Annotated in this window: 19 protein-coding genes and 1 pseudogene; 5 read left to right on the forward strand and 15 right to left on the reverse strand. The window is 45.7% G+C overall.

Features of this window, described 5'->3' with window-relative positions; translation table 11 throughout:
• Positions 1–125: 125 nt before the first annotated feature.
• The 6 genes from ASG89_RS03285 to ASG89_RS03310 all read right to left on the reverse strand — a co-directional run bounded on the left by ASG89_RS03285 (position 126) and on the right by ASG89_RS03310 (position 5,199).
• Positions 126–626 carry an SDR family oxidoreductase gene (locus tag ASG89_RS03285; protein ID WP_268795578.1) on the reverse strand — a complete coding sequence of 167 codons (501 nt, stop codon included), beginning with the start codon at positions 624–626 and terminating at the stop codon, positions 126–128.
• A gap of 30 nt (positions 627–656) precedes the next feature.
• Positions 657–1,238, reverse strand: a complete 582-nt coding sequence (locus ASG89_RS03290) for a nitroreductase (protein WP_057308879.1) — start codon at positions 1,236–1,238, stop codon at positions 657–659.
• Positions 1,219–2,067: an ABC transporter ATP-binding protein gene (locus tag ASG89_RS03295; RefSeq protein ID WP_057308880.1), complete on the reverse strand. Its 849-nt coding sequence runs from the start codon at positions 2,065–2,067 to the stop codon at positions 1,219–1,221. Before ASG89_RS03295 ends, ASG89_RS03290 begins: the two co-directional genes overlap by 20 nt.
• Positions 2,068–2,078: 11 nt before the next feature.
• Positions 2,079–3,122 carry a FecCD family ABC transporter permease gene (locus tag ASG89_RS03300; RefSeq protein ID WP_057308881.1) on the reverse strand — a complete coding sequence of 348 codons (1,044 nt, stop codon included), beginning with the start codon at positions 3,120–3,122 and terminating at the stop codon, positions 2,079–2,081.
• Complete coding sequence (locus ASG89_RS03305; protein WP_057308882.1) at positions 3,119–4,129, reverse strand: FecCD family ABC transporter permease; 1,011 nt, start codon at positions 4,127–4,129, stop codon at positions 3,119–3,121. The genes ASG89_RS03300 and ASG89_RS03305 overlap by 4 nt, the downstream gene beginning before the upstream one ends.
• Before the next feature lie 80 nt (positions 4,130–4,209).
• Positions 4,210–5,199: an ABC transporter substrate-binding protein gene (locus ASG89_RS03310; RefSeq protein WP_057308883.1), complete on the reverse strand. Its 990-nt coding sequence runs from the start codon at positions 5,197–5,199 to the stop codon at positions 4,210–4,212.
• Between the two features lie 311 nt (positions 5,200–5,510).
• Between ASG89_RS03310 and ASG89_RS03315 the strand changes: the two genes are divergently transcribed.
• The 3 genes from ASG89_RS03315 (at position 5,511) to ASG89_RS03325 (ending at position 7,803) form a co-directional block, all read left to right on the forward strand.
• Entirely contained in the window at positions 5,511–5,843 is a 333-nt protein-coding gene (locus tag ASG89_RS03315; RefSeq protein ID WP_057308884.1) for a PadR family transcriptional regulator, read from the forward strand.
• Entirely contained in the window at positions 5,840–7,171 is a 1,332-nt protein-coding gene (locus ASG89_RS03320) for an FtsW/RodA/SpoVE family cell cycle protein (RefSeq protein ID WP_057308885.1), read from the forward strand. The genes ASG89_RS03315 and ASG89_RS03320 overlap by 4 nt, the downstream gene beginning before the upstream one ends.
• 107 nt (positions 7,172–7,278) lie before the next feature.
• On the forward strand, positions 7,279–7,803 hold the full coding sequence (locus tag ASG89_RS03325; protein ID WP_057308886.1) for a hypothetical protein: 525 nt from the start codon (positions 7,279–7,281) through the stop codon (positions 7,801–7,803).
• A 95-nt stretch (positions 7,804–7,898) separates the two neighbouring features.
• Here the strand turns inward: ASG89_RS03325 and ASG89_RS03330 are convergent, their stop codons facing one another.
• The 8 genes and pseudogenes from ASG89_RS03330 to ASG89_RS37425 all read right to left on the reverse strand — a co-directional run.
• A complete protein-coding gene (locus tag ASG89_RS03330; RefSeq protein ID WP_057308887.1) occupies positions 7,899–9,134 on the reverse strand; it encodes a serine hydrolase domain-containing protein in 1,236 nt (411 codons plus the stop codon).
• A gap of 956 nt (positions 9,135–10,090) precedes the next feature.
• Positions 10,091–10,882 carry a Nif3-like dinuclear metal center hexameric protein gene (locus tag ASG89_RS03340; RefSeq protein ID WP_057308889.1) on the reverse strand — a complete coding sequence of 264 codons (792 nt, stop codon included), beginning with the start codon at positions 10,880–10,882 and terminating at the stop codon, positions 10,091–10,093.
• Positions 10,883–10,915: 33 nt separating this feature from the next.
• Positions 10,916–11,431 (reverse strand): DUF402 domain-containing protein, encoded by a 516-nt coding sequence (locus ASG89_RS03345; protein WP_057308890.1) that lies wholly within the window; start codon positions 11,429–11,431, stop codon positions 10,916–10,918.
• A gap of 12 nt (positions 11,432–11,443) precedes the next feature.
• Entirely contained in the window at positions 11,444–11,971 is a 528-nt protein-coding gene (locus tag ASG89_RS03350) for a hypothetical protein (RefSeq protein ID WP_057308891.1), read from the reverse strand.
• A gap of 53 nt (positions 11,972–12,024) precedes the next feature.
• Positions 12,025–13,374, reverse strand: coding sequence for an ABC transporter substrate-binding protein (locus ASG89_RS03355; protein ID WP_235549579.1), 1,350 nt, complete (start codon positions 13,372–13,374; stop codon positions 12,025–12,027).
• A gap of 25 nt (positions 13,375–13,399) precedes the next feature.
• Entirely contained in the window at positions 13,400–15,715 is a 2,316-nt protein-coding gene (locus ASG89_RS03360; protein ID WP_057308893.1) for an EAL domain-containing protein, read from the reverse strand.
• A 254-nt stretch (positions 15,716–15,969) separates the two neighbouring features.
• Positions 15,970–16,584, reverse strand: a complete 615-nt coding sequence (locus tag ASG89_RS37420) for a vWA domain-containing protein (RefSeq protein ID WP_057308981.1) — start codon at positions 16,582–16,584, stop codon at positions 15,970–15,972.
• Between the two features lie 132 nt (positions 16,585–16,716).
• Positions 16,717–17,229, reverse strand: a pseudogene (locus ASG89_RS37425) (TerD family protein); the annotation flags it as partial.
• 316 nt (positions 17,230–17,545) lie between these two features.
• Here ASG89_RS37425 and ASG89_RS03370 point away from each other — a divergent pair.
• Together ASG89_RS03370 and ASG89_RS03375 are read left to right on the forward strand one after the other, a co-directional pair.
• A complete protein-coding gene (locus tag ASG89_RS03370; RefSeq protein WP_057308894.1) occupies positions 17,546–18,436 on the forward strand; it encodes an ATP-binding cassette domain-containing protein in 891 nt (296 codons plus the stop codon).
• A gap of 50 nt (positions 18,437–18,486) precedes the next feature.
• Complete coding sequence (locus ASG89_RS03375) at positions 18,487–19,278, forward strand: ABC transporter permease (protein ID WP_057308982.1); 792 nt, start codon at positions 18,487–18,489, stop codon at positions 19,276–19,278.
• A 528-nt stretch (positions 19,279–19,806) separates the two neighbouring features.
• Here the strand turns inward: ASG89_RS03375 and ASG89_RS03380 are convergent.
• Positions 19,807–20,577 carry a TetR/AcrR family transcriptional regulator gene (locus ASG89_RS03380; RefSeq protein ID WP_057308895.1) on the reverse strand — a complete coding sequence of 257 codons (771 nt, stop codon included), beginning with the start codon at positions 20,575–20,577 and terminating at the stop codon, positions 19,807–19,809.
• Between the last annotated feature and the right edge of the window lie 100 nt (positions 20,578–20,677).

A 20,677-nucleotide genomic window follows, 5' to 3' on the forward strand; every position in this document is an offset into this window, starting at 1 on the left:
GACCCACAGCAACGGGCTGAGGGTCTAAGTTATATATTTAAAAAGGGGGTCGAGTTCTATTATAGTCCTCTTACATTAATGTCAGATGAATATAATATTTCAATTATATTACAATTTACTTATGATCAAGCTAACGCAGTCGGTCTAACCATAATTTCGCTGATGAGCGTGTCATCGGGTTCATTAATCGCAAACGCGATGGCTCTAGCAATACTGTTGGGAGAAATCCCTAAGCCGCTTATTTGATTGGCTATCGCTTGCACTTCCGGGCTCGTAATGCTGTCAAATAGCTCTGTCTTCGTCAGACCTGGAGCAATCAAGGTGGATCTAATCCCCGAAGTCACTGACTCTTCTAGACGAAGTCCCTCCGAAATGGCTCTAACAGCAAACTTTGTAGCAGCGTATACAGCAGATGTCGGGGACACTTGGTACCCGGAAGTTGAGGATAGGTTGATGATATGACCGGACTGCTGCTCTCGCATAGTAGGCAATACCGCGGCGATACCGTGTAAAACGCCCTTGATGTTCACATCAATCATGTGATCCCATTCGTCTACTCGTAATTCGTTCATCCTGGAGCTTGGCATAACTCCTGCATTGTTCACCAGTACATCAAGCCCACGAATCCACTTTCACGATTCACGGGCTATTCGGTGCTATTTAGAATCAATAATCGTCAGCATGTCCTCTGCGGACTGCCGCGGCTGTACTTTGGGAATGGAGGCTGGATACCCGACATGTAGGAGGCCAACAATTTTCTCATCTGCCGCTAAACCAACGACTTGCTGGAATCCCTCTTCATAGTTATAGTTATTCGTTTTCCACACGACGCCGAGCCCTTGCTCCCAGGCAGCCAGTTGGAAATTTTGGATGAGGGCGCAGACCGCGCCATAGTCTTCATCCCATTGCTTTTGACGTGAGTCTTCTTTCAGAATCACAACGAGATGCGCGGGGATCCCCATGAAATCGTTCCACTTAGGCTTCCCGTGTTTTTCTCTCATCTCCTCATCATCATAGGATTGAAGCATCGCATCTGCTAATGTCTCGCGTCCCTCTCCTTTATACAAAATGAAACGCCAAGGCTGTCTGTTCCCATGATTAGGTGCCCAAACCGCTACATTCAGTAACTCAAGCAGCAATGCGTCCGAGACGGGATCCTGTTTGAAATCGCGAATGGTTCTTCTTTCTTTAATTAGTGCAGCTACCGTTCCCATTGGTTTAACTTCGGATAAGCTCATATTCCACTTCCTCCTCTATTTTCTTAGGTATGGTCTTGTCGGATTTCCGGCCTTTCCCTTTCGGAATACACATCGGTGTACCGAAGAACGGATCCCCGATAATTTCACATTCCATTCCGAATACATGCCGAACAAGCTCTGAATTAATGACATCCTCTGGCTTCCCTTGGGCAAAGACGGACTTATTTTTGATCGCCACAAGATGATGGGCATATCGACATGCGAGATTGAGATCATGGAGAACCATCACAATCGTGCGTTGTTCACGTTCATTCAGTTCAAACAACAGATCCAAAATATCCACTTGGTGAGCCATATCCAAATACGTTGTAGGTTCATCTAATAAGATGGTTTGGGTCCCTTGCGCAAGAGTCATCGCGATCCACGCCCGCTGACGCTGTCCGCCGGATAAGGAATCCACCGCGGTTTCAGCCAATTCGGTTGTTTTGGTAACCGCTAAAGCCTCATTCACACATCGCTCATCTTCTTCTGACCACGACTTCAACCAATTCTGGTATGGGTACCGGCCTTGTTTCACCAACTGAAAGACCGTTAACCCTTCCGGGGCAATCGGGCCTTGCGGTAAGATGGATAAGCGCTTCGCGATTTCCTTGGTTGGAATTTCTGCGATATGCTTACCATCCAGAATGATTTCGCCATGGGCAGGCTTCAATAAGCGAGCCATCGCACGCAGGAGTGTTGATTTCCCACAGCCATTAGAACCGATCAGTACCGTAATCTTCCCTTTGGGAATAGATAGATTTAGCCCCTCGATGATATTTTCGTTGCCATAGGTCAAATTGAGATTTCTGGTCTCTAAGGTTGGCACACTCTTCACTCCTATCTTGAATTTCGCTTGGTGTATAGCAAATAGATGAAAAAGGGTGCCCCTACGGCTGCCGTAAATACACCAACTGGCACATCGAGCGGTAGGAAGAACGTTCTTCCCGCTAGATCAGCCAACATCACGACTGCGCCTCCAAGCAGTGCCGAGACGGGTAAAAGGCTATCAAAGCTTGAGCCTACCCATTTGCGTGCCATATGAGGTGCGATTAAGCCAATGAATCCGATCGCGCCAGCTACGGAAACAGCTGAACCCGCTAACGCCACGCTGATGAGCAGCAATAACAAGCGGTTGATCTCCACTGCGCTTCCCGCGCTTGCGGCCACATCATCCCCGAGCTGTCCAATATTGACATGGCGTGCTAATAGAAATGCAAGTGGAATCAAGATGACCGTCCATGGCAGTACCGTCATCACATTTTCCCAATTTGCCGCATAAACCGATCCTGTCAGCCATAGGTAGGCTGTACCGGGATCGTTCTTCGGACTAAAAACAATCATCATCGTCGTCCCAGCGGACATGAGCGAGGACATCCCAATGCCGACCAGAATGAGGCGGATGGGTGTGACCCCTTTTTTCCAAGCCAACATATACAGAATGACAGAAACAACAGCAGCACCGAGCATAGCCGATACCGGCAGCCACCGAATGCTGATCATGCCATTGAAGTACGTGAGAAATGTCACCGCAGCCACCGAAGCTCCACCGGTTACACCCATCATATCGGGGGAAGCCAACGGATTTCGAATGATCCCCTCCATGATCGCACCTGCCGCAGCCAGCGCAGCGCCAACTAACATGGAAATGATAATTCGCGGAAGGCGCAGCTTTTGTACTACCATTGCGTGATCGTCCGCACCAATGCCTATTATGCTTTTGACAACATCAATCGGAGATATGTACATTTCCCCCATGCCCGTGCTTACAATCGCAATGGCTACGCAAACCACAAGTAACAACAGGGATATCTTTAACGCTTTTTTTTCGACTAAAAAAGAAATCTCACCGCGCCGCCATCGAACCGGAACATGACCCTTCATGATTTGATAAGCCCCCTTCGTGCAATATAAATAAAGAACGGGGCACCAATTATGGCCGTCATCACGCCGACTGGCATTTCCTCAGGAATCATAATAAATCTTGCAGCTAAATCCGCCAGTATGAGCAGAATTGCTCCCAGAACGGCACAATAAGGAATGACCCAGCGATGATCGCCACCGATGAAAAACCGAGAGACATGCGGAATAACAATGCCAATGAATCCGATTGGACCCGCGACCGACACGGAGCAGCCCGCAAGCACGACAATGAGCAAACCTGCGACTGATTTGACCCAAATCGTCTTTTGACCCAACCCTTTGGCCGTATCCTCACCCATGAGAAGTAAATTCATATCTCGCGCGATGAACCAAGCAGCTACCCAGCATATGGCCATGAAAGGAATTACTGTAATTAGCATATCCGGAGATCTTCCCGCAATGGTACCTGTCAACCAGAACAGCACCGTGCTTAGCCCCTGTTGGTTCAGCACCAAGATGCCTTGTGTGAATGAAGAGAACAGAGCTGTCATAGCTGCGCCTGCGAGCACAATTTTGAGTGGGGTCAGTCCATCTCGGCCAAAAGAGCCCAAAATATACACGGATAAGGCACCGACCGCCGCTCCGATAAAAGAGATCCACATCAAGGCTTGCATCGATGAAATCGATAACGCAACCGCTGCAAGAACAACGAATAACGTTGCTCCTGCATTGACCCCGAGCACACTCGGCGAAGCCAGCGGATTACGTGTTAGCGTCTGCATCAACGTACCTGCGATCGCTAAGCTTGCGCCAATGGCAGCGGCAATGCAGGCCCTAGGCACACGCGTTGTGCGAAGAATGATTTGATCGTTGATATTCTCGTCGTAATGAAAGATGGAGGCCCATGCCGTATGCCAATCAAACTGCGTCGCACCGAACAGAATGCTGGAAGCAAAACTTCCAAGCAGGATAAGTACCAGTGCTAACAGACCGGCGGTTTTCCATAAGCTCGTATTCATAAGGTTCATGATGACAATCTCCTTGGAACAAATTAATGCTTATATTTCAACAAAGGAATGAACATGACGTTCATCCCTGAGTGTTTTAACTATTTAATATCAAAATATTTGTAGAGATCCGCTAACATCGCTTTCGCTGCCATGGAGCCTCCCGCTAAGTTCCATGTAATCGTGTCTACTTTAAAGTATTTACCGTTCTTCACACCTTTGAGATTTTTCCAGAGCGGGTGCGCTGTCCAATCGTTCTGCGATTTCTCTACCGCAGGTTCTTCCGAACTCAAACGTGTAATATCAAAGATATACTCGCCATCCAACTGCGACATTTGCTCTTTCGTGGTGATATTCACTACAGCCTTACCTTCTACAATTTGAGCTTTCGGACGCGGTAAGCCGAGTTCCTTGAAGATCGTTCCAGCAAAGCCTGTTGCATAAAAACGTGCACTGCCGTCTCTCTCAAAGCGGATAATGGAAACTTCGGCATTGGCTAGTTTGTTGCCAGCTTTTTGTTTAAACTCGGCTACCCCTTTATCCCATTCCGCTATAATTTTCGCACCTTCTTGCTCCTTATAAAGAGCATCCGAAGCATACTTCAAATTCGCTTTCCAATCGAAAATTTCTTCCGTAATGAGCGTGGGTGCAATGCTCTCTAATTGCGGATAAATTTTCTCGTGGCGAGCTTTCGTCCCAATGATCAAGTCTGGTTTCAAAGCTACGATAGCCTCAACGTTCGGCTGCGTTTCTTCGCCCAGATTCTTAACCCCTTCCATATTGGATCTCAAATAGTTGTACCAAGGTTTCTCTTCCCATGACTCAACAGAACCGACAGGCTTGACGCCTAAGTGTGTAACGATATCCGTCATACCATTGAACAGAACGACTACCCGCTCTGGTTTTTTCTTCAAAGTAACTGTACCCATCGCATGCTTGATTGTTTTTTCTACCGCCGCCGCTGCAGCAGTCGCCTTAGCCGCTTCTGGTGACGCCGTCGTACTACTTGCATTTCCGCCTGTTGCCCCGCTGCCACACGCCGTCACGGCTAGTGCTAGCAACAGCACGATCATCATTTTTAAAGATTTCATTCGGTTTCTTCCTCCTTGTACAGCAGAGCACACACTGGTGATGAACAAGCCATCTATTTAGAATGCTAATGCTGACTCCCTATTTTTTAATTGATAATAATTCTCAGTCTCAATTATAAAGGGGTTAAAAACCATTGTACATATCCGATTTTATCCGATTCGTGTACTGAATTTATCTTCTGCGAGACGTTCGGAGGGGATAAAGTATCGGATTACAACTAATAGCCAAACATTGCTAATACCTTCCTTTTGTTTTACACTATACATAGATATCCGATGCATCGTAATCCTATAGTAAGAAGGAGCTAACCATGAAAATCAGTAAAGAACTTATGAAAGGAAGCACCGTTATTCTGATTCTGACTCTATTGGATCAGAAGGACATGTACGGCTACGAGATGACCAAAGAGATGGAGAAACATTCCGATGGCGTGTTCACCCTAAAGGAAGGAACGCTCTATCCCATTCTGCACACGTTGGAATCTGAAGGCTTTGTTGAAGCCTACTGGGATGAGAAAGACGGACGCAAGCGCAAATATTACCGCCTAACGAAGCAAGGTAAAGGCGAGCTCAAGGTCAAGAAGCAGGAATGGTCGCTTTTTCGCAATACGGTAGATCGTGTACTTGGGGAGGGCGGCGTATGAGCAGTTTTCGTCAGCATGAGGAGATTACAACTTTTCTAAAGCAAGTTTGTCGCGAAATTAAAGCAAAAGAGGTCCACAAGGAAGTCCGCATGGAGCTTGAAAGTCATTTGCAGGAGTTAATTGAGGAGAAGCTAAGTAGCGGGGGTGATTTGGATGCGGCAGTTAAAGAATCCATTGCTCAAATGGGAACGCCTGATGTGATCGGGCAGCAGTTTCATCTGGCGTATCGACCTCGTTTTAATTGGGGATTGCTGGCTGTCATTGTACTTTTTATAACGATCGGGTTAGTTGCCATATTTTCTGCTCAAACTGCCTCCTATCGTCAAAATCTCAGTTCACTTGCTATGAAACAAGTTGTTTTTTTTGGCATAGGCTCATGCTTAATGCTGTTGATCGGCTTCAGCAACTATCGTAAATTAGCTGGATACTCTTGGGTTCTCTATATCGGCACAATTATGCTGCTTAGCTATGTCCTACTATCTGGAGATATGATGAATGGCATCAGAGGTTATGTGAGGATTGGACTTATCCAGCTGAATATCACTGCGCTCTCCCCTTACTTGCTACTCATCGCTTTAGCTGGAATTTGGAGCAAACCACACAGAATCGTTGCGAACGCATCCTCCCTGCGAGCATTCATTCGAAGTAGCTGGATCAACGTAGGATCTGTCTGGCTCCCATGTTTACTCATTTTACTTACACACTCGATTAATAATTTCGTACTGCTCTTTATTGGGTGCTTGGCTTTGCTGCTGGTTTTGCAGAAAAGGCGAGCCATTCTCGCTGTGCATTTCGGTCTGCTTGTAGCTGCATTTGGCATGTTCGTTCTCAAATTAAGCTATCCGGTCGATCGCCTTTACGCTTTTATACACCAAAATCAAGATCAACTAGGTATGAATTACGTACTGACTCAATCCAAAATGGCTATACAATCCGCTGGTTGGCGGGGATATGGCTTTGGTGCTCCACTTAGTAGATTGCCTGTACTTCAATCCGAGATGATGTTCCCTTTCCTCATCTATTGTTTCGGTTGGGGGGCTGGGATTATCCTGGTAATGATGGTAGCCCTATTCATTCAACAAACCGTTAGTGTTTCACGGAAAGTGAAAGATCCCTATGGAAAAGCCATCGTATCTGCCCTTTTGGCTGTCTTTGCAACGCAATTTACGTGGAGTATGCTCATGTCGATCGGCCTAGCTCCCTATAGCTCGTTTCAGCTTCCATTCATTAGCTATACCGGGTTACTTGTCATTTTCCAATTTGTAGCTATCGGACTCATCCTTAGTGTGTATCGACGTAAAGATCTCGGTACTTCGCAGGTTACATAGGCACATAGATCGCATCTCTTTTCTCACCCACTCAGCCCCTATCCCTTACCAATTTGTCCTACGGGCATATACTTAAGGAAGAACCCAATAGGGAGGATCTGTGTGCAATGAAATCAGACCGCGTCACGATTATCATAGAAAAAGGGAAGAAACGCATTATTGCACAATCGCCAATTCATGGTATTCATAGGTTGGTTTTCGTTATCAACCATCAATTTACGAATGCTCCTAACACGACGCAGCTTGCCAGTGGTGCAGGCCGCAGCAGTGCAGCTGGCAGTAACGCTGCTATTAAATCACCGCATAGCCAGCAGCAACAAAGCGTTGGGGCAGGCGGCAAGGCGAGGAACCGGTTAGGGAAAGGCGCCAAAGGCAAGTTATCTGGCAGCAAAAGCCTCACCGAAATTCGTCGTAAAGACAAAGAAATCATCGTTGTCATTAACGATCAAATCGTTAAGCTCCCCAAACATGCGGCGAATGCTTCGGCCACCCAAGTGGCAAGCGGCGCTGGCAAGTACAGCACAAGTGGGACCAACTCCGCCATCGAAAGTCCGGGCACGAAGCAGCAGCATGCCGTCGGCGGAAACGGGAAGGCTTCCAACACTCTAGCTAGCAAGCGTAGGAAGAAGTAGCATCTAAAAGGAGCTAAGCGATTTAAGCGCTTAGCTCCTTTATTTTTAGCATCCACTGCACCTATTAGTCCGAAATTGTCTTATCTCACTGTAACTTAATTCTTGCATCCAAATGTATTCCCACAAGTACCAAACTCCGAGCTTTGTTCCGCTAGCAAACCTTTTTCAAATTCTTTTAATTGATTGTTCGGAGGCAAAGGGTTATGTGATTTGATCGCGTTTATCACTGCATTTTTCACCATGAACAAGGGTAATAAGTAGTCGATATTTCTAATTGACAAATGACTTTGAAACACGACGACGATATCCTGCTCTGGCAGAACGCATATATATTGCCCAAACATCCCTTTCGCAGCGTACCCACCAAACGTATTCCTCCACCATTGATACCCATAACCGTCTGTCTCTTGGCCAACATTCGTATCGATTTGTTTGGAGGTGGATCTATCCACCCAGTCCGATGGGACAATCTGTTGCTCGTTCCATACACCGTGATTTAAAAATAGGTACCCGAATTTCGCCATATCTCTAGCTGTTAGCCGCAAATTCCCAGGGACGCCGTCACGTAATGTATCCCATTTATAGTTGCGGATCCCCAATGGTTCAAAAAGCTTCTTGGCTGCATAATTAGCTGTACCCATGCCTGTTGATTTGTTAATAATTTCTGAAAGCAGGAGCGACTCTCCTGTGCTGTAATTAAATACGGTTCCCGGTTCATTTACTATCTGCTTTTCTAGCAAGAACTTTACTGGTTCTAGACTGCGGAACATTTCGCCTGCGGGGTCTAGATCTGTGGCGGGATTATTCCATTCATCCCATTTGAACCCGCCTGACATTGTGAGTAAGTCCCCTACAGTAATCGATTCTTTCTTACGATCGAGCGGTTGGGTCCTGTACTCTGGAAAGAAATCCATAACTTTGGCATCTAATCCTGCTATATACCCTTCGTAGATAGCAATTCCGACCAACGCGGAGATGACACTTTTCGTCGCTGAATATAAATCATAGTATTCATCTTTCCGCTTATTCGGCGCATACAATTCAGAGATTAGGTAGCCATTTTTGATAATAAGCATGCTATCGAACCGACTAAACACATCCTGTTTATAGGTCATGGTCTTATTCATCGTTTGATACAAATAATCAGAATCCATGCCCTGCTCTTCTGGTGTCGAGGTACGCCATTCATCCCCTGGCCAGTACTTGGTTTGAGAATTCGTTGTTGGATGAGATGAAGGCTTATCGTTGACCGCATGGAGAGAAACAACTAGACATGAGGCTATAAGGATTAAGCTAGTAATGATTGTAACCCGTTGACGTTTCAAGCCCATAGCTATACCTCAGATCTTTCTATAGTCTATAACCGCCCCCAGGCCACAAACAAACATAACCCTGCGAGTACATAAAACGCAACGGAAACCTTCACTATCCTTCGAAATTTTATCGCATATGTGCAAAAAAAGACCGCCGCAGCGAATTTAGCTATGCTTTGAACACTCGACGAAAAAACAGAGCCACTAAAGACAATTGAAATAACCAAGGTGGTTAAGACTAGTACTTTGAACCATAGTGGTTCTTTCAAAAATTGCTTATACATGAACTTAAACCTCTGCATATTCGCCAATCACCTTCCTCACATGGGATACACCTTACTAAGCATTCTCTGTTTTCCTAATTATGCCATTACTTTATGTTGGATAGCTACAACTATTACTAGAATCTGCTACTCTGCTAGAACTACTTCTACTTCTACTTCTACTTCTACTTCTACTTCTACTTCTACTTCTACTTCTACTGCCGCTACTTCTCCTACTTCTCCTCCCAGCGCAACCGCCCCCCTACTGCAACTAGAAACTGAGCTACCGCAACCTTTCCTTTACCTCGCTCCACCTCGGCCGAATCAAATTAAATGGATTTTATGTAGCTATTATTGATGTTTCTACTCATTTCGAAGCAAATGATGGATTTCATACAGTTAATTTCAGCCAAAAGCCCATATACCGCTAATTCTGCTTATAATAACTGTACATTCTCCATCTATTCACGAAATTTCAGGGCATTCAGCAAAATTAACTCTATATTTTCCATTTATTTACCAAAATTGCCGCCAAAGGGAGGGGAATAGAGGGAAGGCATAAGGACAAAGGGGACGCGAGGGTGAGCGGGGCGAGGAGTGCGGGACGCGAGGAAGAAGGAGGACTTCACAAAGCAAAAAGCAGCCCAAGACACCCAAGTGCCCTAGACTGCTTGTATTACTGCTTGTATTACTGCTTGTATTTCGTCCTTATTAAATCCGCTGCACCGCAAGCGGGCACTCGATCAACTCCACCTGCACCTCAGGAAACGCCTCGCGCACCATCTCCACGACGGTTTGCATCCCTGCTTCTTCACTCTTCTGGTGCCCCGTTACGATCAGTGCCTTCGCTAGTCCCATATCCGCGGCGTCTCTCACATATTCGTTCGTTTCCCATTCATTGGTCTCACCGACAATCAGCACGTCGATATCCTGACTTCCGAGGAATTGGATATGAGAACGACCACCAGACGCTCCAGGCAGTAAGCCCATACGCTTCACAGAAAGATCCAAGTCCCCGGCCACAAGCATACTTTCTATGCCCAGTTTACTTTTCAGATGAGCAACAATGGTGCGTACGGTATGTACTTCACTAGGAGGCAGCGTCAGCAGCTTCATCTCCTCAGAACTAGCATAAGATTCCCATTCTAGCTGCTTCAACATGCCTATCAGAATACCATCTGGTTGATAGCTGTGTACGTAATCGTGCAAGCGAAAAATCGCAATACCCGATTCCTCGATGAGTGCTCGCTTCTTTTCATACACAGGATTTCCGCTAAGCCACTCGCCTTCATCCATATGGTTGTAATACGTCGGTTCGTGCGTGATGATGAGATCGACACCTGATTCAACAGCTTGCTTAATGGCCGCATACGTCGTCATAAAGACAACAGCCACTTTCCGAACTTCTGCATCGGGCCGTCCGCTTTTCAGCGTATCTACTGTCTTCTCTAGTTGTCCAACGGGATCAATAAGGCGATCTAGCACCATTTGCACCGTAATCATGATAAGTGAAACCTCCCCATAGGTTTGTAATCATTACCTGCATGACCTAGGAATACAATTCATGAACTTTTCGAGATAACCATCAAACGGAAATTCCTTCTTAACAACCTTTTCCTTTAAAGCCACTAGCTCTTGCTCAGCTTGCCCAATCAGATCAACGGGATACCCGAATTGAATCGCATGAGCTGCGAATTCATCTTCATCAACAACCTGCCAGACACCATTTCTTCTCACATAATCTAGATCCAAATCTACAAAAGAAACGGTGTTCCCCTTCATTACTGCCGGCTGATTGATATTACAATAAAACTGTTCTAACCTACCGTCAACGACTTCAGCACTCACTGTAAACCAAGAATCGAATGGGAAAAATTCAATAGACCAATTATCGATCGTAAATACACTTTGCTTCGTGTAATGATGCAGCTGTCTTCCGTACTCACCTAGAACAACAATATGTGAATCCGTCTGTTCTAACAAGGTTGTGTTCCATTCGTAATGTAGACGATTGCCATATTTGAATGCCTGAATTGTGATTTGATTTGCCATTGTTTCGTCCTTTTATGTTTCAATCTGCAATCTAATTTCCTCCATGATCGTATCAGGGAGTGGTTCCTTCATCAATCGGATAAGAATGTCTTTATTAGCACCAACTTCTTTCAAATAGGACAGCAATATCGCCGCCTTCGCGCTCCTATTCATAAGCGCATAGGCCACATACCAGACTTCAGGGCTGCCAACTTGAATACCGTTCCATGAAGAGCTCGGAATAGAAGGCAGTTTGCATAAACCTCCACTCGAATAGATGGAAAGCCCTCCGATGATTTCCACCTGTGGTGCATCACAATGTACGACAAGCTTATAATCTGTGCCAAATGGATAGTCCCCACTCGTTATTTCTTCGATTTGCTCGTGCTGCAACGCATGCTTGACCTGCTCAAGGGGGGCTTCAACCATAACATCCCAATCACCAACCGTATCGGTTAAACCAAGGCTCAGCATTAACCCACTGCCACCTAACGAGTAACGAATACCAGCTTGTTCTAAGCTTCGAGTTACAGCAACTAGGCTCCGTATATCTGGATTCACTTAGAGCTCTCCTTTTTCAAAAACGAATCTACTTTCTTCTATTCTATCACGTTTCAATTCTTGTTCAATTCAAGCCCCGTAGTACGTTTCTGTTCCTTCCAAAAAGCATCCCACTTGCTTAACGTTTCCTCAATTGTCGCATTCCCTGACAGCATCACCTGGCCTGTTTCCATCGCTACCTTGTCCCAGCTGCTGTTGCCCGGATATTGGAACGGCGGTTTGAAGAGCAGGTAGGTATCTGGCTTGAGCGTCATATCGAGCAAGGTTTTATAGGGACCTGTTTGGAAAAATACATCCTTGACGGCAGAAGTATGAATCGGAATCAGGCCGTATTTTTTGGATAATTCCGTGTTTTGCTTGGCACCTGAAAGAAAAGCGATCAGCTTCCATGCTTCAGCTTTATGTTTGGAATAAGAGGCAATCCCCCAGCCAGCCCCACCTACACTTACAAGCGCATTCCCTTTGGGCCCTGTTGGTAGTGGCGCTGTCGCCCAAGTTCCTGGATGCATCTTATCCTGGATCGTTTGAATGACATCTGGATCCTGCAGCAATATTCCTGTCACACCTGAGGTGAACGCCTCCACCTGCTCTTGGAATCCCCAGTACAGAGAATCGGGTGGTGATGCATCCTTATACAGGTTCAAATATAATTCCATCGCTTTCACCGCTTCAGGTGAAGTGTAAATCGTTGACCCGTCATTCAGAAATTGACCATCATCCAGATTTACGCGATCACCATTATAAGCCCGAATCAACGTATCCGAGGTAGCAATAAAACCTTTAGCTCCACGAAAGGAAAAGCCATACCGATTCTTGGCAGGGTCTGTTAGTTTTTTACTCGTTTCATAAATCTCTTCCCAAGAAGAAGGTGGTTTAAGACCTGCAGCCTCCAACCAATCCTTTCTGTAAAACATTTGGCGTTGATACAAACCGTTAGCGATAAAGTAATTCTTACGGCCGATGACGGAGATCGATTTGGCAGCATTGGACAGCGTATTGATTTCGTCCCAAGAAGACATATACGTGTTTAATGGATCAATATAGCCCTGACTCGCCAGATCTGCGACATTAATATCTCTGACTTCCATCACGTCGAGCTCTTGTTTCACATTCAGCATCGTCTTTATCGTAATATCCGCCTGCGTAAAAGGAGGTGATATCAATTCGACATGGATATTGGGGTTCTGGCTTTCGAATTGTGCTAGCAAACTTTTCAAAATCACCGTGCGATTCGAATTCGTCAAGCTCTCAATCATACGCAGCGTTACTTTCGTTTCGCCCGATGGCGATGAAGTTGGCAAGGGATGCTCCTCACCGGAACACCCCATTACGAAGCTCGCAAGCACAATCCAATTCAGAACGATCAACCAATTCTTCCTTTCTCGTGGTTTACTACTCATCATGGTCTCCCCCCTCGTGCTCAAATGGTTAGCCATCTTGTAAAAGTTCCCCAGTTGTATCGTACACCCTTCTCTTTGCCAGCAATTCCGCACATTCGCTTGTCGGAATGGGACGGCTGTAGATGTAACCCTGAATCTCATCGCAATTGCAGGCTTGCAATAAAGCCACTTGTTCCATTGACTCAACGCCTTCGGCCGTCACTCGCAGTTTCAAACTGTGTGCCATGATAATAATGGCTCCGACGATGGCACGCTCTTTCTCATTGCTTACAATGTCATCCAGAAACGATTTATCAATTTTTAACCGTTGTATCGGGAAGTTTTTCAAATAATTTAAGGAAGAATAACCTGTACCGAAATCATCTATTGAAATTTTCACCCCTAAGGCATACAAGCCTTGCAAGGTTAAAATAACTTTTTCCACATCCTGCATCGCAATGGATTCTGTAATTTCCAATTCCAAGTACTGCGGCTCCAAGCCTGTTTCCTCCAGGATCTGTGCAACGTTTTGAATGATCTCCGAATTCTGAAACTGGTGAATCGATAAATTGACAGCTACATGCACCTTGGGAAGCCCTGCATCCTGCCATGCTTTGTTCTGCTTACATGCTGTGTATAAAATCCATTTGCCGATAGGTACGATCAACCTTGAGTACTCAGCAATTGGAATAAACTCAGATGGCGGAATGAAACCATGCTTCGGATGCTTCCATCTGACTAGCGTTTCAATACCGATGATACATCCCGAGTCCAGTTCAATTTGAGGCTGATAGTAGAGAAACAATTCATCACGCTCTATCGCATGGCGTAAATCTCTTTCTAAAGAAAGCTTTTCATATGTATCTTTTTCCATCGTGGAGTTATAAAACTTATGATTATTTCTACCGCTTTCCTTCGCACTGTACATTGCAGTATCCGCATGCTTGGTTAGACTCTGGATATCATTCCCATCCCGCGGGTACATGCTAACACCTATACTAACAGAGACATAAAGCTCGTTCTCTTCATAAAACACGGGCTTCTGAATCTGATTGGTGATCTCTTGAATGATGGTCAATATCGCATCTTGATCCCCTGAGTTCGGTATCAGCACTAGAAATTCGTCCCCGCCAAATCGAGCGATGGTACATGATTTATCCAATATATCTTCTAATCGGCGCGCCGTTTCGATGAGCAATTTGTCGCCAGCTTCATGGCCAAATGTATCATTAATTATTTTGAACCTGTCCAAATCCAGAAATAGAACGGTAAATTCCAGCTTATGTTGTCGCGCTAACTGAATTTCCTTCTCTATCACCTCCATAAACAACTTCCGGTTTGCTATGTCCGTCAAGTGATCATGGTAAGCCATATATCGGATTTTCTTCGCATTCCTCCGTCTCTGCAAGTAGTAATTAAACAAGTAGGTAATGATCGCAATTCCAACCATACTAATCAACATACTATTGCCAATGGTGTTGGCATCTTTGAACAATTCTGAGCCTGGGATCACCGCTTGTACGGTCCAATCACTGGCCGCTAATTTCTCCGCGACAACCAGTTGCATCTCGTCATTTACCTTGACCGTTTTACTATCGGAAGGATGTCCCGCATGAATGGGATTCGCTGCGAGCACGTTAGGAATTCGATAGAAGTCTCCTTCGATTTCTGAATTCGTCCTAGTTAACAATTGATTATCCGGATTCAGAACGACCATTTCTCCACTTGGTATCTCACCTATGGAACGCTTCAACACCTCAGAGCTGATCTCAATAAGAAGCACATATTTCATACCTGAACTCAATTTAATAAGCCGATTAATGGCGAACGAGGGTTGTCCTAAATCGGAGTAGCCATATCTTTTCGTAGGGAGCCATCCAATTTCGCCATTTGCAATAACCGCCCTCTGGAACCACTCTTCCTTACTATACTCGATTAATTCCGCATGAAGCGTATCCGTTGTAATTTCTTTCAGCTTCGGATCCACTGGGATCACGTGAATATTCGTAATATCACTTTTGCTAAAGAAACGAATGGCGAAACTCTCTACTATTTTATTCCTAGCCACGAATTTATCGTTCTGACTAGATAACGCGCTCCCGTATACGTGGAGTTGATTCAACATTTCATCATCGGTCAAAATACTAAAGGTTAAATCCTCGTAATTCCGAAAAATAATATTTAACGTGTCTCTGGATTGCACAACCGTTTGCTTGGTAGCTGAAGTCACCTTGTCTATGACAATTTGCTGCGAATGTGAGTACGAAAAAAAACTGAATCCAACCAAGAGAATGGCTGTACCTCCAACTGCCCAGACTAACAGCTTCAGACCCACCGACTGTACGCCCGGGGCCTTGCGAAACAAGTTAACATTATGCCTCCATTGCCTAGCTAGCCTGGAAAATAGTTGTATCAAAAGGAAAGTCAACTCCTGTCTACTCTACGGTTACTGAACTAAAACCTATCATACCTCATAAATGTTTAATATCTATATAGAAAATCATTAATAATGTATTAGCATTACAGTGATTCTGTTATTTATACATTTGTTGGAAATGCAACAAGGACTACCCTCGTTGGGGCAGCCCTTGAGATTGTATTTGGTAGCGTCCAGTTCCTTTAACTCCGAATAACCCTTTTATCCTTCGCTGCCTTAAGCCATAACGGAAATTCATTCAGCAGTTGATTATATAAATCTTCATCCGATATCTTAGCAATATCCTTGATGTGAATGAAATTAGCATTGTCTACAATTCTGCCTTCCATCGTATCCAACTTCTTCAACACTTCAAAATCGGAATCTCCGATTCCGACGAATTGCCAAAAAAGTGGTTTGAGTGAGGATTCCACGATTACTTTTTTAATTGATTTTACAACTCCGCCATCGTTTATAAAAATAACAAACGCTGGAAGCGGTGAATCCTCTTCGACTGTATATTTACGAATAACATCATTCATGACAGGAGGTTCGTTATTACGACCAAACTTATGGATATCTTTATTATTCAAAATATTTTTCACCACATATTGGTCAAAATCTCGCTCCGTTGCCCCTGACAATCGACTAAATTCGTTATCATACACCCAAATATCCAGCGTCGCATTATCATCAAATTTACATGCTACCGCCAGTATCCGTTCAACAACCTCCTGAACTGTCCCGTTCTTATACAAGAGTTGCATAGATCCTGAGATGTCGAGCACTAAACCAACTCTTGCAGCAACATTGTTCATTTTCTTCTTTTCTAATGTGATTTGAACAATCTTCTTCCGCAGATCAATTGATGAGAGGACAGGTTGCTTAATCGGCTCTGCAGTTTCCTGCACGACCTCTTCCTCCTCGATCACTAAGCCAAAGTTCGTACATAACGCCGCTAATCCGCCAAAAAAACCGCTGCCAATCGCAGTAAACTTCCACTCACCATTGTGCCTATATAACTCCCCAACGACTATTGCTGTTTCTTTCGACAAGTCCGATCCATATTCATAACGAAATAGTTCTTCATTACGATCAGCATCCATGAGTCTTACATACCGATTGGAGACATCTTTCATGCTGTATCCATTTTTTTCACCTTCGTGAATAGTTAGTGAGAAAGCAATCTTAGCTGTACTTTCTGGGATCTTCGACAAACATAAGGAGATGACTTCTTTGTCTTGCCCACTAGCTTGACCATGCGTCACTGCCCCGTTTAACGCAGTTGGATTCCCGTAAAAGATAAAGTCTTCATCTTTCTCACACCGATTATTTGCTGATAATACAAAGCAGGAACAATCTATACTCAATTTTGAGTCTGCAGACCATCCAAATTGCAATTTTAAGTTTAATAACCCTTTTCCCTTGGTTACATCTATCTTTTGTCCTTTTGACAGAAGCATGCTTTTATCTCCTTAGTACTGAAGAGTATCGTATATCTTTTCAACAGTACCATACTATCTTAAACTCTCAAAAACAAATCGTTAGACGGATTAACTGGAGGACCTCCAACTCTGCCAGCATTAATCCAATGACTAAAGCGCAGGACATCCCCACTACGGTAGACAATCCATGTAATAGCAGCGTGTTACGGCGTAGAGGCGCAATGAATAATACGCGCGACGGAGTGCAATATCGGTCTTGAGAACGATCATAAATAACTGAGTATGCAATACACTGTTTATAGGAAACACAATTCAAAGAACGGGGAGATAACGAATGATGACGAATTCTATTGAAGTAAGCGGCTTGCGCAAAAGCTTTGGCCAACAAACCGTATTGGATGGCATTGATTTAAGGGTGGGGAAAGGCACGATATTTGCACTGCTTGGGCCCAACGGCGCTGGGAAAACGACACTGATTAACATTTTGTCCACCTTATCCGAGCCAGACGGCGGGATTGCGCGAATCGAAGGGTATGACGTGATCGTTGACCGTAAAGTGGTCCGTGGCTTGATTACGCTCACAGGACAATTTGCAGCGGTGGATGAAGTGCTGACGGGACACGAGAATATTATCATGATGTGCCGGCTTGCTGGTTTAACTGCAGACGAGTCCCGCCTACGAGCAGCGGAGCTGCTGAAGCAGTTCGAGCTGGAAGCCGCGGCTGGTAAGCGCGTGAAATCTTACTCCGGCGGTATGCGCCGCAGATTGGATCTGGCGGTCAGCCTTGTCGTTAGTCGTCCGGTCATCTTCCTCGACGAACCGACGACGGGCTTAGATACGGTCAGCCGCCGCTCCCTGTGGGAGACGATTCTGCAGTTGAAGCAGCAAGGCATGACGATCCTGTTGACGACGCAATATCTGGAAGAAGCGGATCAGCTTGCAGATGAAATTGCTGTGCTGAATCAAGGACGCATCGTTGCATCCGGCTCCGCGGAGTCCTTGAAAGCCCGCGTTGGCAGCGATGTCATTGAACTCCGGAATGCGTTGGACGAAGTCATTCTATCTATTCCGACGAGCGGCACTGTTCAGGATGTTAGCCAAACATTGAATGAGATTGCGAGTTCGTGCCCGCCAGGAACACGCGTCTTCATTCGCAAGCCAAGCATGGACGACGTCTTTCTGGCGTTGACGACAACTAATCACAAGGAGGCTTCCCTCGTATGAATGATTTCCAATCGCTGAAGAACCTACAGCCGTTGAACAATACCCAACTTATGAATAAGAGCAATCTCCAAGCTATGCCAAAGCCTGCTTCTTTCGCAACAACCAACACCGTCTTCATCGGACGCAGCATTCGTCACAGCTTGCGAAACATCGAGTCGCTGATGATGGCTATTATGCTACCCATTATGCTAATGCTCCTATTTACCTATATATTCGGTGGTGCCCTTGATCCGAGCGGCAATTATGTGAACTATGTCGTGCCAGGCATCATCCTATTGTGCGCAGGCTTTGGCTCATCCAGCACGGCTGTTGATGTGGCAACCGACATGACCAATGGCATTATCAACCGTTTCCGGACGATGCCGATCAACAGCATCAGCGTTATTACCGGGCATGTCGCCGCAAGCCTTGCTCGAAACTTGCTTGCTACTTGTATGGTCATCGGCGTTGCCTTGCTTGTCGGTTTTCGTCCTAACGCTTCATTCATCGAATGGCTTGGCGCCATTGGCGTCATCATCTTATTCATTCTGACATTTACCTGGCTGTTCGCCGCGATTGGCCTCGTCACCGGCAGCCCTTCCGCTGCTAGCGGCTACGGCTTTGCCCTGCTGTTCCTCCCTTATCTGTCCAGCGCATTCGTCCCAACGAATACCATGCCATCTTGGATGCAAGGGTTCGCTAACCATCAGCCAATTACACCCGTTATCGAGACGATTCGCGGACTGCTAACCGGCACGCCGGTATTGAACAACGGCTGGTGGGCCATCGGTTGGTGCGCCGCACTGCTGATCATTGCCATCGGCTGGTGTATCCTCGCATTCCGTAGAAATGGCGGGCAGTAAAACCAACTCCTGCCCTTGCTGCACAGATTCATCCCCTGGAAAATTGGTTAGCATGGCGGTGCTGTAGTGCTGTGCGAGTGCGGGCAAAAATGCTAAAGTACACTTATTATTTTCGGGGAAAACGCCTCAAACTAGACAAATTAGTGCGAAAGTGCAACCTTTAGACCTTTTGAGAGGCCAATATGAGCTACACTGGACAAAATAGTTGCATTTTCGCACGCATTTTATATTGGGAGGTTTACTCGATTTGTATTTTTCAGAGCCATACGAGAGCATTTTAGCCCCCTCCGCCCCTGTCTGCACTGCATTCTGGCATAATAACGTTATACCATCATCCTTTACCCTGAAAAGATTCGAAATATGCCCAAATAACGTTATGGCATAGCGCTATTCATACGGATAACCAAATGACAAACAGCGCCTCGGCAATACCGGGACGCTGTTTGTTTTGTTCAAGGCACACATGAGCATAGGCATCGAGGAGGGGCTCGTCACCCCTTCGTCCCCATTGTTACTCCCCCCCCCCGCTCATTTCCCCTTCAAATACCCCTCAATCCCATCCAAAATCCGCTCAAGTCCGAAATCCAGATCGTTACCGATCGGATTCTCTACCTCATCTGTATAAGCTCCGGCCATCAAGATCGGATGCAGATTGGGGAAACGATCCGGTTTGACCAGCTGCTTCAGTGCGGCTCCGTAGGGCATGCCGCTGAACGCTTCCGGACTCGCGCCATCGCGGATGGCTTTGTCCATGTCCCTTACAATCAGACCGCATGCTCTAGAATAGCTGCTTAGAAGCAGTAGGAACGACATTTTCTCAAAATCATTCAACGGAAAATCCCTCATAATTCGCAGCATCCAATCGATCACGAAGAGATTGTTTGGTGTGAGCGGAACGCTTTTTATCGGAATATCGCTATACCAAGGATGCTTCCGGAACACATCTACACAAACCCAGACGTACTCCCTCATTTCCTCGCGCCATGGCTTACCTGAAACCTCTGGTGGAATTGGAATGTTACACACCGCATCCTGCATCAGCACGAGCAAATCTTCCTTACTTGTAATGTAACGATATAGTGACATCGTCGTGTACCCCAAGGATTGGGCTACCCTGCTCATCGACACAGCCGCAAGTCCATCGCTGTCAGCAATGGCAATCGCTGCGTCAACGATTTTTTTGATGCTAAGCTCACCCTTCGGGCCTCTGCGGGACGGCTTAACGATTCCCCAGCTTAGAGCTACACCTGAGGGTAAGCTCTTTATAATTTCATCATCGATCTCGTCGCCGATCTCCATGTTGTTCAATCCTCCATTATCCTTGCATTCCTAAAATGTATACACCGTATACAGTATATCACAATTGCTTCTGGATAGATTAGTGGAGACAACCTAAGAT

It is taken from the genome of Paenibacillus sp. Soil766 (assembly GCF_001428105.1).
Classification (GTDB): Bacteria; Bacillota; Bacilli; order Paenibacillales; family NBRC-103111; genus Paenibacillus_E.

Bases quoted from the DNA above. Each gene is read 5' to 3' on its own strand.
- ASG89_RS03290 (WP_057308879.1), bottom strand. From the start codon at position 1,238: ATGAGCTTATCCGAAGTTAAACCAATGGGAACGGTAGCTGCACTAATT.
- ASG89_RS03300 (WP_057308881.1), bottom strand. From the start codon at position 3,122: ATGAAGGGTCATGTTCCGGTTCGATGGCGGCGCGGTGAGATTTCTTTT.
- ASG89_RS03305 (WP_057308882.1), bottom strand. From the start codon at position 4,129: ATGAACCTTATGAATACGAGCTTATGGAAAACCGCCGGTCTGTTAGCA.
- ASG89_RS03310 (WP_057308883.1), bottom strand. From the start codon at position 5,199: ATGAAATCTTTAAAAATGATGATCGTGCTGTTGCTAGCACTAGCCGTG.
- ASG89_RS03315 (WP_057308884.1), top strand. From the start codon at position 5,511: ATGAAAATCAGTAAAGAACTTATGAAAGGAAGCACCGTTATTCTGATT.
- ASG89_RS03320 (WP_057308885.1), top strand. From the start codon at position 5,840: ATGAGCAGTTTTCGTCAGCATGAGGAGATTACAACTTTTCTAAAGCAA.
- ASG89_RS03325 (WP_057308886.1), top strand. From the start codon at position 7,279: ATGAAATCAGACCGCGTCACGATTATCATAGAAAAAGGGAAGAAACGC.
- ASG89_RS03330 (WP_057308887.1), bottom strand. From the start codon at position 9,134: ATGGGCTTGAAACGTCAACGGGTTACAATCATTACTAGCTTAATCCTT.
- ASG89_RS03340 (WP_057308889.1), bottom strand. From the start codon at position 10,882: ATGATTACGGTGCAAATGGTGCTAGATCGCCTTATTGATCCCGTTGGA.
- ASG89_RS03345 (WP_057308890.1), bottom strand. From the start codon at position 11,431: ATGGCAAATCAAATCACAATTCAGGCATTCAAATATGGCAATCGTCTA.
- ASG89_RS03355 (WP_235549579.1), bottom strand. From the start codon at position 13,374: ATGATGAGTAGTAAACCACGAGAAAGGAAGAATTGGTTGATCGTTCTG.
- ASG89_RS37420 (WP_057308981.1), bottom strand. From the start codon at position 16,584: ATGAACAATGTTGCTGCAAGAGTTGGTTTAGTGCTCGACATCTCAGGA.
- ASG89_RS03370 (WP_057308894.1), top strand. From the start codon at position 17,546: ATGATGACGAATTCTATTGAAGTAAGCGGCTTGCGCAAAAGCTTTGGC.
- ASG89_RS03375 (WP_057308982.1), top strand. From the start codon at position 18,487: ATGAATAAGAGCAATCTCCAAGCTATGCCAAAGCCTGCTTCTTTCGCA.
- ASG89_RS03380 (WP_057308895.1), bottom strand. From the start codon at position 20,577: ATGGAGATCGGCGACGAGATCGATGATGAAATTATAAAGAGCTTACCC.